We start from the raw sequence: 12,585 nt of genomic DNA, 5'->3' as shown, positions 1-12,585 counted from the left end.
AAAAACGCTCCAAGCAGGTTGACTGATTGGAGCGTTTTCTTTTTAGTTATGAAAGCTCGTTAGCGGTGAAGCCTAGGTAAGGTTACTTTTTCGCTTTAGCAAACGCTGCAGCAAACGCACCGCCCATCGCGCTGTTCGATGACGAATCATCACGGCGAGGCTGACGACGCTGCGGTTGGTCATTACGACGTGGCGCTGCTGATGAGCGTTGGCTGCGGTTGTCTTGACCCGGTTCGTCGTTCATACGCATCGATAGACCAATACGCTTACGCTGCACGTCAACTTCCATCACTTTCACTTTGACGATGTCGCCCGCTTTCACCACTTCACGTGGGTCAGACACGTAACGATCTGTCAGTGCAGAAATATGCACAAGACCATCTTGGTGAACGCCGATATTAACGAAGGCACCGAAGTTGGCTACGTTAGACACCACGCCTTCTAGAATCATGCCCGGTTCCAAGTCAGATACCGAGTTTACACCTTCTGCAAAGGTCGCCGTTTTGAATTCTGGACGTGGGTCACGACCCGGCTTGTCTAACTCTTTGATGATGTCTGTAATGGTTGGAACGCCGAAGTTATCGTCGGTGTAATCGACCGCATGCAGACCTTTAAGGAAGCTTGAATCACCAATCAGTGCTTTGATATCTTTGTTGTTCTTCTCAGAAATCGCTTTGACCACTGGGTACGCTTCTGGGTGAACCGCAGACGCATCAAGTGGGTTCTTACCATCCATAATACGCAGGAAGCCCGCACACTGCTCGAACGCCTTAGGACCTAAACGAGGTACTTTCTTCAAGGTTGTACGTGCTTCGAAGCGGCCGTTCTCATCGCGGAAGTCGACAATGTTCTGCGCGATGGTGCTTGATAAGCCTGCTACGCGCGTCAGTAGCGCCGCAGAAGCAGTGTTCACATCAACACCAACCGCGTTTACACAGTCTTCCACAATCGCATCTAGGCGTTTTGCCAACATAGATTGGCTTACATCGTGCTGGTATTGACCCACACCAATAGATTTAGGATCAATTTTCACGAGTTCAGCCAATGGATCTTGCAAACGACGTGCAATCGACACTGCACCACGCAGTGATACGTCCATATTCGGGAACTCTTTTGCTGCAAGCTCAGACGCTGAGTAAACCGATGCACCCGCTTCACTTACGATGATCTTCTGAACTTTCAGGTTGCCACGTTTGATGACGTCTGCGACAAAGCTGTCGGTTTCACGTGAAGCCGTACCGTTACCAATCGCAATCAAATCCACGTTGTACTTACGCACCAACTGCTCAACGATTTGTGCTGACTTGTCGTATTGTTTTTGTGGTGGGTGAGGGTAGATGGTTTCGGTTGCAAGCACTTTACCTGTTGAGTCGACAACCGCGATTTTTGAACCTGTACGCAGACCCGGATCGAGACCAAGTGTTGCACGAGGGCCAGCAGGTGCTGCCATCAACAAGTCTTTTAGGTTAGTGGCGAATACTTCAATCGCTTCGATTTCAGCGCGCTCTTTCATTGCGCCCATTAGCTCGGTTTCCATGTGCATCGATACTTTGATGCGCCATGCCCAGCTGATCACTTGCTTACGCCAGGTATCCGCCGGTGCGCTGCTTAGCGTCACGCCATAATGGTCGGCGATAATCGTTTCGCAGTAAGACTGACGAGCGCCTTCTTCCTGTTCTGGATCAGCATTCATTGCCAATGTCAGGAAGCCTTCGTTACGGCCGCGTAGCATCGCCAGTGCGCGGTGCGATGGCACTTTGCTTAGGGGCTCGTTGTGGTTGAAGTAATCTTTAAACTTCTCGCCTTCTTGCTCTTTGCCTTCAACGACTCGTGAAACCAGTTCCGCATTGCGATTTAAGTGGTTGCGAATTTTTTCCAGTAAGTTTGCGTCTTCTGCGATGCGCTCCATGATGATCGCGCGAGCGCCATCCAATGCAGCTTTGGTGTCTGCGATGCCTTTGTCTGCATCAAGGTATTTGCTTGCTTCGCTTTCTGGCTCGGTTTGTGGATGATTCCAAAGCTGATCTGCGAGTGGTTCAAGACCAGCTTCAATCGCGATCTGACCTTTCGTACGACGCTTGGGTTTGTAAGGTAGGTATAAGTCTTCAAGACGAGTTTTGCTGTCTGCCTGCGCGATCTCTTGTTCTAGCTCTGGCGTCAGTTTGCCTTGCTCTTGGATTGATTTGAGGATGGTTTGACGGCGATCATCCATTTCACGAAGGTAAGACAGACGGCTGTCCAAAGTACGAAGCTGGGTATCATCAAGGCCCCCCGTCACCTCTTTGCGGTAACGTGCAATAAAAGGGACAGTGTTGCCATCATCAATTAGGGTGACAGCGGCGTTGACTTGCTCTGGGCGAACATTCAGTTCTTGAGCAATCATGCGACAGATAGCTTGGCTCATCCGTGTTTTCTCTTTTAATTCAGTTTTGGTTGTATAGAACATTGGGGTCGTTCGAAGAATTTGCAATGTTTTAAATTAACGAGGCAAAAATTTACCGGGCGCTGGTGGACATCAGTCATATTTATGTCAAAACTGTAATTAAATTGAGAACTTATATCCGCAGTTATCGACTAACCTAATTCCACGGTTGTTGATATCACTAAATGTACCTCGGCTTATACGGATAATCATGATGAAAAAAATGTCTTTGGCGTTAGCGCTTACGAGTGCCTTACTTGCCGCCCCGCTTAGTTGGGCGCAGTCTATCTCAGGAACCACACAAGCTCCCGTTTATCAGCTCGATAACAAATTGGTACTAGGGCGTGTGGAGAGCGTCTACTACAGTGACATTCCGGAACTAAAAGCAGTGCCATTTATTGGCAAGATTGATACTGGTGCAGATACGACATCGATGCATGCGGAGAATATCCATGTCAGTAGCTCACACCCAGATTACCAAGATTTGAAAGATAACGAGTTACTTTGGGCGATTGTCGATGACTTAGGTGGTACGAAGGCAAAGTGGGACGCCGACAGCTTTAAGCCATATCAAGTAAAGGTTAGCTTTACGGTTCCTCACCCTTATACAGGGAAGGAAATACAGATTACCGATGATCTGGAAAGAGTGAGCGCGATTCGCAGTCGAACAAGCAAAAAGCCCATCCTACGCCCGACAATAAAAATGCCGATGACAATCGCTGGTCACACCGTTGATACGGAAGTGAACCTGACCAAGCGTACGCAATTCTCTTCTCCTATCTTGATTGGTAAAACTTATCTCGATGATAACGCATGGGTCTTCGCTGGTTACGATTATCTTCAAGAACAGCCAAGCGCAAAAATGATTGGCAAAAAAGAGACGGTTGAAGTCGAAGGTGTGCCATATAAGATCAGCATCTCAACTTCTAGCCGTTATACCAACGTCCATGCACTGGACATCAAGGTAGACAAAAAGCATAACGAAGTCTCTTTTATGTTAGAGGGCGAGAATGGCAAGCGTCATCCAATGACATTACCCTTGGTACGAATGCTGAAAACGACCAAAAGCGATCGCCCTTTAGTCTATTTACCCGTCAAAGTCGGCGAAAATGAAACTCAACGTTGGTTGGTGTATCTGCGTGATCGCAGTAAGTTCAGTTCGCAAATTCGCTTAGGTCGGGACGTCGCGAGTCAGCACTTTGTTATTGATACGGACAGAGAAAATCTACTGGGTGGCGTAGAAAAAACGTTCAAAAGCGCACTCAAATCAAAACCTCTTGTCGTTTCACCAGAAGAACAGGTCACCATTGATGGTTATACCGTCCCTGCTTACCCCACTTTTACTGTGAAAACGCCATTACTGCGTGTAAATGGGTTTGAAGTAACAGAAAAAGGTAAGGATGAATCCGTCACGTTTTATTTAATGAACGATGAGGGGAAAGAAGAAAAAATCACCAAACCAGTGTTGAAAAAGCTCAAGGTTGGCAGCGCGGTTCGCCCTGTTGTCGAAGGAGACTTTCTTCTCGGTAGAAAAGACACATCAATGAAGTTTGCGCTCGATGTGCTTGATGAGGGTGACACTCAACCCTTTTTCGTCTTTGGTCATGACATAGCCAAGGGTGGTGTGTTGCTGAACACTCGCGTAGACCATCTACTAGATGCAAGGCCACTTTTCAAAGCTGGCCATATCGAAGTAGCTGAAGTTGAGGGGATGTCTTTCCCTGTGAAGTTAGACACGGGTGCAGATGTAAGCTCAATCAATGCTAAGAACATCAAGCAGTTTAAGAAAGACGGCAAAGACATGGTGAGCTTTACCTATGAGAACGATCTTGGCATGAAACAGGCGTTTACCAAGCCTGTTGTGGATGTCATGCGTATTAAAGCTAAGAAAGGCGAGAAAGCGAACGTACGCCCTGTGGTTGAAATGCATGTTAAGCTTGGCGAATTAGAGAATAAGATCCGAGTCAACTTACAGGACCGAGGTCGCTTCCATTACAGCATGATTTTAGGTAAAAACTTCCTAAAACATGGCGCGGTTGTTTCGAGTGATACGAATTACATCGTGACGCAAAAACCGGATTACGAAAAGTAACACTCTGGCCGCCTTATCACCTTGATACCCAAAGCCTGAACAACATTGGATCTTTGGGTATATCATCTCCTTAATGCTGCCAAAGAGCAGCATTTTTTAGTTGAGATAGGAGTTAATTTGAAAACTAAGCTGATTACACGAGAAGGTTACAACAAACTCAAACAAGAGCATGATTACCTTTGGAATGAAAAGCGCCCGGAAATCACCAAGATCGTCACTTGGGCTGCGAGCCTGGGCGATCGCTCAGAAAATGCGGATTACACCTTCAATAAACGTTTACTCCGTCAGATCGACCGTCGTGTCCGCTTCCTTCGTAAATTCCTGCCAGAAGTCACGATCGTTGACTATTCTCCGCAACAAGAAGGCAAAGTCTTTTTTGGTGCATGGGTGGAAATAGAAAATGAGGCAGGAGAAGTGAAAAAGTTTCGTATTGTCGGGCCTGAAGAGATTTATGGCGATGCGAAAGACTACATCTCTATCGATTCACCTATGGCGCGAGCGATGTTGAAAAAACAAGTGGATGAAGAGTTCACGGTACGCACCCCAGAAGGTGAAAAAGAGTGGTTCATCAACTCAATTGAATACACTCAACCGGCCTCAGAAGACTGAGGCTTTATCACCGATTCAAGTCTCATGAAGTTCACTAGAAGTGACTTGGGTCTCAACGTCAGAATATTTGGTATAAAGGCATGGTGCCTTTCTCGGAGAAGTAAAATGAACAAAGCAGTCATGTGTAGTGCTGCACTAACAATAGGTTTCTCACTTTCAGTTTTTGCTCAAGATGAAGTGAAAGGCTGTGACGCTAAAGAGTTAGCGGTAGAGCAGCAGCTTGAGTATGCAAAAGCGCAAGGTAATGAGCATCGCATTAAAGGCTTGGAGCAAGCACTTTCCGCTATCCAGAATGAATGCTCGGAAGGTGAGCTGCGCCAAGAGCTGCAAGCAGAAGTGGAAGAAAAGACTAAAGAAGTTGAGGAGCGAGAGGAAGAATTAGTCGAAGCTCAGCATTCAGGGAAAGCAGACAAAATTGAGAAAAAACGTCACAAGCTGGCTGAGGCACAGCAAGAGCTGCTTGAGGCCAAACGTGAACTGGAATGGAATTATGGTCAATAGTAGGTGCTGAAAATACCTGCTAGAGAGAGAATAAAGCGCTTAAGATAAAAAGAGTAACAATTTGCTTGAGCACGTTAGGAAAAACAGTGATACATTTTCGACAATAGACGCTTCTGAAAGGATGTTTCAATGCAAGAAAATCATAAAATTTTAGTGGTTGATGACGATGCTCGTTTACGTGCTCTATTGGAGCGTTACCTTTCTGAGCAAGGTTTTCAGGTACGAAGTGTCGCCAATGGCGAACAGATGGATCGCCTACTAACGCGCGAAAACTTTCACTTAATGGTGCTGGACCTAATGTTGCCAGGTGAAGACGGTTTGTCAATTTGTCGTCGTCTACGCCACGCGAACAATATGTTGCCAATCTTAATGCTCACCGCGAAAGGTGATGAAGTGGACCGCATCGTAGGTCTTGAGGTAGGGGCGGATGATTATTTGCCAAAACCGTTTAACCCACGCGAATTATTGGCTCGCATCAAGGCCGTATTACGACGCCAAACCGTAGAGTTGCCGGGTGCACCAAGCACGGAAGAAAAAGTGGTGGAGTTCGGGGAATTCCGACTCAATCTAGGCACTCGCGAGATGTTCCGCGGTGATGAGGCAATGCCACTCACCTCTGGAGAGTTTGCTGTTCTAAAGGCGCTCGTGATGAATGCACGTGAGCCAATGTCACGAGACAAATTGATGAACATGGCGCGTGGCCGTGAATATTCTGCAATGGAACGTTCTATTGACGTACAAATCTCACGTTTACGTCGCATGTTAGAAGACGATCCGAGCAAGCCGCGCTACATTCAAACCGTATGGGGCCTAGGTTATGTTTTCGTCCCAGACGGCAAAGAGGTGTAACCTCTTCACTCCATAGCCAGCACTTGGCTATAGCAACTTCAGCCTTCATTACCTTCCCTTTGAAGGCTGAAATTTCGCGATTAGGACCACTAGGAACGTTCCATGCGCATCCGAAGTTCACTGACACAATCTATTCTGCTGTTCATCTCTTTGCTTCTCGCGAGCCAAGTTTTCTCTTACTACGCCGTTTTTAACTACGCGTTGATGCCGAGTTTGCAGCAGTTCAATAAAATTCTCGCCCATGAGCTCAATTTGGTGCTTGATGATGAAGGACCTTTAAAGTCTGATGCACCGTTAAGGCGTCAATTGTTAGAAAGATTAGGGGTGACGGTTCATAGTCTCGATAGCGATAAGGCGATTGAATTTCATCACGCAATGTCGATTGATTTGATGTCTGAAGAAATGAGCCAAGAGCTGGGTTCGCCCACAGAAGTGCGCTTATTGCTTGGCGATGAAAGTTACATTTTGTGGATGCACATCGAAAAGTTGCCGAACTCCATCATTCGTATTCCGTTATCTGAGCTGCAAGAAGAAGATTTTGCCCCGCTGTTTCGTAACAGCTTGATTATGGCGCTGCTGATCATTGCAGGTGGTTGGTTGTTTATTCGTTTGCAAAACCGTCCACTTTTGGCTTTAGAGAGAGCCGCGAAAGACGTCGGTCGAGGTGAGATCCCGCCCCCCTTAGCAGAGAAAGGCGCATCGGAGATTCGCTCTGTAACTCGAGCCTTTAATCAAATGTCGAAAGGTATTCAAGAGCTAGAAGAAGACCGAGCCTTATTAATGGCAGGGATTAGCCATGACTTACGAACACCTCTGACGCGTATTCGCCTAGCGACAGAAATGATGTCTCCTGAGGACAGCTATCTTGCGGAGGGGATCATTAGCGATACGGAAGAATGTAATGAGATCATCAGTCAGTTTATGGATTACCTCAAACCGGTGAACCAAGAATCGTTTGAAGCGGTTGATATCAGTACGATTGCCAGTGACGTCGCCAGTTCTGAAGGTGGTTATGAGGTTGAAATTGAAACAGATCTTAATCTTAACTTGCCGCCAGCCAAAGGAAGCGCGATTGCGATTAAGCGGGCGATCAGTAACTTAGTTGTGAATGCGCTACGCTATGGCAATGGCTGGGTCAAAATCAGCACTGGTGTGACAGCAGATAAGCAGCTAGTGTGGATTTCAGTAGAGGACAACGGACCGGGTATCGAGCATTCCCAAATCGCGAGGTTATTTGAACCCTTTACGCGTGGTGACACCGCTCGCGGTAGTGAAGGCACTGGGCTCGGGTTGGCGATTGTGAAGCGTATAATCAGCCAGCATTCAGGTTCTGTGGTGATGCGTAATCGCAGTGAAGGCGGTTTAATCGCTCAAATCAGCTTTCCTACCAAGTAAGTCGATGGCCCGCACCCTTTAAAACAAAAAGCCCAACCTAAATAGGTTGGGCTTTTCTTATTCTCAATAATCTTAAGACTCTTTCACTTCCTGAGGAAGTTCATCTTCGTCTTCCAGTTTCTCTGGCAGAAGTAGATTTAAAATGATCGCTGTGATGCCACCTGCTGCAACACCAGTTGAGAAAATACTCTTAATAAATTCTGGCATAAATTGCAGGATCTCTGGTTTTTGTGCGATACCAAGTCCCATTGAGAAGGATAAGGCCATGATCAGAATTGCGCGGCGATCGAGCTCAACACGAGAGATAATACGCACACCAGCGGCAGCAATCGTACCAAACATGACAATCGTTGCGCCGCCAAGTACTGGCTCAGGAATCAGCTGAACAAAGCTAGCGACGCCAGGAAACAAGCCAAGAATCACTAACATGCCAGAAATAAAGTAACCCACGTAGCGGCTCGCGACTCCTGTTAGCATGATGATGCCGTTATTCTGGCTAAACGTTGAGTTCGGGAAGCTGTTGAAAACGGCTGCGATTGCAGAGTTTAAGCCGTCTGCTAACACACCGCCCTTAATGCGTTTCATGTACACTGGGCCTTTTACTGGCTCACCAGACACTTCAGATGTTGCGGTAATATCACCGATGGCTTCTAGTGCGGTAATAAAGAAAATCAGTACCAGCGGAATGAACAGAGACCAGTCAAACGATAAGCCATATTGCATTGGTACGGGCAGTGCTACGATCTCGGTTGCGCCTAGCTGAGAAGTATCTACCATCCCCATAAAATACGCCATGATGTAACCCACTAGCATCGCAATCACGATTGAAGCCACACGGATGTATGGATTTTTCGAGCGGTTTAAAATCACAATTAATCCAAGTACCGTCCCAGCCAGAGCAAGTTTGTCTAAGCTGCCGAAGGTTCCTTCATTTAATGCTGCGTAGCCACCGCCCATTGATACTAAGCCGACTTGAATCAGTGTGAGACCGATAAGAGTGACGACGATGCCTGAAACGAGCGGAGTGATGATTCGGCGGGCATGCTCCAATACGCGAGATAGGAAAATTTCTGCAAATGATGCGACTAAAATCGTACCAAAAATGGCAGCCATCATGGTGCTGATGTCTGCTCCACCGGCTTTCAGCGATAGGCCTGCACCAATAATAGGACCTAAAAAGTTAAAGCTGGTACCTTGAACAGAGAGTAAACCAGAGCCAATTGGGCCAATGGTGCGAATTTGAATAAACGAAGACACGCCTGACGCAAACAAAGACATGCTGATGATGGTGTTCGTTTGGTCTGCTGGTACACCCAAAGACTGACAGATGATCAGTGAAGGAGTGATAACCGCGACGAACATCGCCAATAAGTGCTGAAGTGCGGCAAAAATGGTTTGAGGCAAAGGTGGTCGATCGTTGAGTTGATAGACCAGTTCCGAAGATCGGTTTGAAGTTGTCATTGTTTGTCTCGCTAGTCGAAATATGTCCCTAGTTCTCGCTGAATGGGAGAGCAGGGTGGAGTTGACGTCGTTACCTGTGATTGCTGTTAATCAGAGTCAACTCAGGTTGGTGGAGTGTGATCTAACACACTTAAAAATTTGTGCGCGATTATAGAGAGATTTACTCAAAAAGCAAACGTTTGCTTTGTTTTTGACGCATTAAAAAACGAGCCATTTGGCTCGCTTTCAATCATTACGCTTTGGAGTAAATATCCCGCTCACCCAACCAGCGATCGATAATCGCTGTTGCGTTAGACGGGTAATTGTCATGAATATGACGCGCAATGCGCTGAACTTCGGGAATCAGACGTTGATCTCGAACTAGGTCTGCGATTTTGAAATCAGCAAGACCTGTCTGCTTTGTACCCAATAGTTCTCCAGGGCCACGAATTTCTAGGTCTTTCTGCGCAATGACGAAGCCATCGTTACTTTCACGTAGTACTCCGAGGCGTTTTTGCGCGGTTTTTGACAGCGGAGAGTGGTACAGCAGCACACAATGGCTAGCAACGGAACCTCGGCCCACGCGACCTCTTAACTGGTGTAATTGTGCCAAACCAAGACGTTCAGGGTTTTCTATGATCATCAAGCTAGAGTTTGGCACATCCACACCAACTTCAATTACTGTCGTTGCGACCAGCAAATGCAGTTTATTGTCTTTGAAATCTTGCATCACCGCTTGTTTCTCTGCCGGCTTCATTCGTCCGTGTACTAGACCAATTTTTACGTCCGGCAGTTTACGTTGAAGCTCTTCTGCGGTATCTGCCGCGGCTTGCGCTTCTAGTACTTCCGATTCATCAATCAGGGTACACACCCAATATGCCTGCTTGCCTTCGTTTAAGCAGGCATTTCGGACACGCTCGACGATGTCGTCACGTTTTGTATCAGGAATGGCAACGGTTTGAATCGGCGTTCGACCCGGTGGTAGCTCGTCAATCACGGAAGTTTCCAGATCGGCGTAAGCGGTCATCGCTAAGGTTCGAGGAATAGGCGTCGCCGTCATGATCAACTGATGAGGATAAGCGCCTTGTTTTGCGCCTTTTTCACGCAATTCTAATCGCTGATGGACACCGAAGCGGTGTTGTTCATCAATGATGACCAAAGCAAGGTGATGAAATTCAACGTGCTCTTGGAATAGCGCGTGAGTACCCACTACCATTTGCGCTTCACCACTGGCAATACGAGCCAGCTCGGCTTCCTTTGCCTTACCTTTGAGTTTGCCCGCTAACCAACCGACTTGAATGCCCATTCTCTCAAACCAGTTTGCGAAGTTGATAGCGTGTTGCTCGGCCAATAGTTCGGTTGGCGCCATGAGTGCCACCTGATGGCCATGCTCAATGGCTCTAACTGCGGCCAAAGCGGCAACCAACGTTTTCCCTGAACCAACATCGCCTTGCACTAATCGCATCATTGGGTGCGGTTTTTCTAGATCGGCTTCAATCTCTTGTGCGACTCGGGTTTGAGCGTTTGTAGGAGAGAAAGGCAGTTGGGCTAAAAGCTGCGTTTTTAGTTTATTACAAGGACCGAGAGGTAGCGCTGAATCCTTCTGACCTTTGCTACGCACCGCCAGCATCGATAAGTTTTGTGCGAGCAATTCTTCCATGATCAAGCGGATTTGGGCAGGATGTTTGCCTTCGTCAAACTCATCTAAATTAATGGTTGGTGGTGGGCGATGAATGGTGTGCAGCGCTTGCGACATCGTGATTTGATGGTCATACAACCCCGCTGGAAGTAATTCCTGCACTGCGGTTTTATCAAGCAGGGCTAAAGCTTGTTCGGTAAGGTTGCGTAATGTGATTTGACGCAATCCATCGGTGGCGGGATAAACAGGGGTTAAGCTCTGTTCTACATCGGGCTTTTGCTCGCTGACGTAAAACTTGTAGTCAGGATGAACAATTTCCAAACCCATGCCACCGCGCTTAATTTCACCGTAAGCATGCACTAACTTACCTTGCGTGAAATTGTTCTTCATGGCTGCGGTAAAGTTGAAAAAGCGCAGCGTGATAGTGCCATTACCGTCGCTGATTTTTACCGTTAGCATTTTGCGCTTACCGAAGATAGTGTCGACTGTCATGACCTTACCTTGCACGGCCGCCCAAAGGCCAGCATGCAGTTTGGCAATAGGGTAAATACGAGTACGATCTTCGTAGCGTAACGGAAGGTGAAACAGCAAATCTTGAACGCTATGTAAGCCAACTTTGGCGAGTTTTTCTGCGACTTTCGCGCCAACTCCAGAAAGGGAGGTTAATGGGACGGCAGATAACATTTGGGCGGACATAGAGGGCTCAAGAAAATGGTTAACATTGCAGTATGTTAACCATGGAGCTGTGTTTTTGTACAGGAAAAAATAGTCATGCTTTAGTTAGTGTCATGATTTGACTGATAAACTATAGTTCCGAGGAACTTTAGCGACATCAGGAGCCTATTTCCAACAAGTATGTCGCTGAAGTTAACACTATCAGCATCTGTATATTTGAGAATTAGATCCTGAACCACGCTCCTTCGCCACCGTTCAGGATGACGAAAGTCTGTTACTTGCTTTGCATCTCTTGCCACCACGCGTCATCGGCGATGATTTGACCTTCTTCATCGAGTGGTGGGTAAACGAGCCCTTTTCGTTTCGCGACTTTTGCCAGAACAGGGTGACCACGTTCAAAGAGAATACGGTTGATTGTCTCTTTAGGCAGAGCGCTTTCTTCTCGGTCGTACATGCCTGCGGCTTCACGTTGACGTTGCGCTTCATACAAAATTACGGCACTGGCAACCGATACGTTTAGTGACTGCACCATGCCCACCATCGGGATAATAATGTCTTGATCGGCAAGCTGTTTGGCTTGCTCCGAAGCGCCAACTTTTTCACTGCCTAAAATGATTGCCGTTGGTCTGGTGTAGTCGATCTCGCGAAAATCGACGGCGGTGTCCGAAAGATTGGTCACCAAAACCTGCATACCTTGCGCTTTGAGTTCGGTAATCGCAGTTTCAATCGAATCGTGAGTATCCACTTCAACCCAGTTACGCGCGCCAGCTGAGGTATGGCTCAGCGTACGCATTTTGTCTGGCCAAATTGCGTGAACTTTGTGTAAGCCTGTCGCGTCAGCGGTGCGGATCACAGCAGAGACGTTGTTTGGCTTATGTACTTCTTCGAGACAAAGTGTCAGATCAGTTTGGCGAGTTTTTAGGACTTGGTGAATACGGTTGTAACGTTCTAGGTTCATATTTA

The 12,585-nt window shown here is 47.1% G+C and carries 9 protein-coding genes; 5 read left to right on the top strand and 4 right to left on the bottom strand.

The annotated features are described in order from the left end of the window. Positions 1–82: 82 nt before the first annotated feature. Entirely contained in the window at positions 83–2,404 is a 2,322-nt protein-coding gene (locus tag R7Z41_RS04710) for a Tex family protein (RefSeq protein ID WP_225477631.1), read from the bottom strand. Positions 2,405–2,633: 229 nt separating this feature from the next. Between R7Z41_RS04710 and R7Z41_RS04705 the strand changes: the two genes are divergently transcribed. The 5 genes from R7Z41_RS04705 (at position 2,634) to envZ (ending at position 7,868) form a co-directional block, all read left to right on the top strand. Continuing rightward, on the top strand, positions 2,634–4,514 hold the full coding sequence (locus tag R7Z41_RS04705; RefSeq protein ID WP_225477633.1) for a RimK/LysX family protein: 1,881 nt from the start codon (positions 2,634–2,636) through the stop codon (positions 4,512–4,514). A gap of 117 nt (positions 4,515–4,631) precedes the next feature. Further along, positions 4,632–5,123, top strand: a complete 492-nt coding sequence (greB, locus tag R7Z41_RS04700; RefSeq protein ID WP_005379321.1) for a transcription elongation factor GreB — start codon at positions 4,632–4,634, stop codon at positions 5,121–5,123. Positions 5,124–5,228: 105 nt separating this feature from the next. Beyond that, positions 5,229–5,624: a DUF1090 domain-containing protein gene (locus R7Z41_RS04695; RefSeq protein WP_017635004.1), complete on the top strand. Its 396-nt coding sequence runs from the start codon at positions 5,229–5,231 to the stop codon at positions 5,622–5,624. 129 nt (positions 5,625–5,753) lie between these two features. Beyond that, positions 5,754–6,473 (top strand): two-component system response regulator OmpR, encoded by a 720-nt coding sequence (ompR, locus tag R7Z41_RS04690; RefSeq protein WP_005379333.1) that lies wholly within the window; start codon positions 5,754–5,756, stop codon positions 6,471–6,473. A 102-nt stretch (positions 6,474–6,575) separates the two neighbouring features. Continuing rightward, a complete protein-coding gene (gene envZ, locus R7Z41_RS04685; RefSeq protein ID WP_017820700.1) occupies positions 6,576–7,868 on the top strand; it encodes a two-component system sensor histidine kinase EnvZ in 1,293 nt (430 codons plus the stop codon). A gap of 72 nt (positions 7,869–7,940) precedes the next feature. On the opposite strand, the gene R7Z41_RS04680 is transcribed toward envZ, so the two are convergent. The 3 genes from R7Z41_RS04680 to trmH all read right to left on the bottom strand — a co-directional run bounded on the left by R7Z41_RS04680 (position 7,941) and on the right by trmH (position 12,580). Next, positions 7,941–9,329: a uracil-xanthine permease family protein gene (locus R7Z41_RS04680; RefSeq protein ID WP_047103752.1), complete on the bottom strand. Its 1,389-nt coding sequence runs from the start codon at positions 9,327–9,329 to the stop codon at positions 7,941–7,943. Between the two features lie 232 nt (positions 9,330–9,561). Next, positions 9,562–11,643, bottom strand: coding sequence for an ATP-dependent DNA helicase RecG (recG, locus tag R7Z41_RS04675; RefSeq protein WP_225477635.1), 2,082 nt, complete (start codon positions 11,641–11,643; stop codon positions 9,562–9,564). Between the two features lie 253 nt (positions 11,644–11,896). Then, positions 11,897–12,580 carry a tRNA (guanosine(18)-2'-O)-methyltransferase TrmH gene (trmH, locus tag R7Z41_RS04670; RefSeq protein WP_017635001.1) on the bottom strand — a complete coding sequence of 228 codons (684 nt, stop codon included), beginning with the start codon at positions 12,578–12,580 and terminating at the stop codon, positions 11,897–11,899. Between the last annotated feature and the right edge of the window lie 5 nt (positions 12,581–12,585).

Origin of the sequence: Vibrio sp. 1457 (genome assembly GCF_033340195.1) — a bacterium.
In the GTDB taxonomy this organism is placed as follows: domain Bacteria; phylum Pseudomonadota; class Gammaproteobacteria; order Enterobacterales; family Vibrionaceae; genus Vibrio; species Vibrio alginolyticus.
The sequence above is the reverse complement of the archived record's forward strand: the minus strand, read 5'-3'. Positions and strand labels throughout refer to the sequence as shown.

What these genes read in the sequence shown, in the direction of transcription:
- R7Z41_RS04695 (WP_017635004.1), top strand. Translation starts at nt 5,229, where the DNA reads ATGAACAAAGCAGTCATGTGTAGTGCTGCACTAACAATAGGTTTCTCA.
- ompR (WP_005379333.1), top strand. Translation starts at nt 5,754, where the DNA reads ATGCAAGAAAATCATAAAATTTTAGTGGTTGATGACGATGCTCGTTTA.
- R7Z41_RS04710 (WP_225477631.1), bottom strand. Translation starts at nt 2,404, where the DNA reads ATGAGCCAAGCTATCTGTCGCATGATTGCTCAAGAACTGAATGTTCGC.
- R7Z41_RS04705 (WP_225477633.1), top strand. Translation starts at nt 2,634, where the DNA reads ATGATGAAAAAAATGTCTTTGGCGTTAGCGCTTACGAGTGCCTTACTT.
- envZ (WP_017820700.1), top strand. Translation starts at nt 6,576, where the DNA reads ATGCGCATCCGAAGTTCACTGACACAATCTATTCTGCTGTTCATCTCT.
- recG (WP_225477635.1), bottom strand. Translation starts at nt 11,643, where the DNA reads ATGTCCGCCCAAATGTTATCTGCCGTCCCATTAACCTCCCTTTCTGGA.
- R7Z41_RS04680 (WP_047103752.1), bottom strand. Translation starts at nt 9,329, where the DNA reads ATGACAACTTCAAACCGATCTTCGGAACTGGTCTATCAACTCAACGAT.
- trmH (WP_017635001.1), bottom strand. Translation starts at nt 12,580, where the DNA reads ATGAACCTAGAACGTTACAACCGTATTCACCAAGTCCTAAAAACTCGC.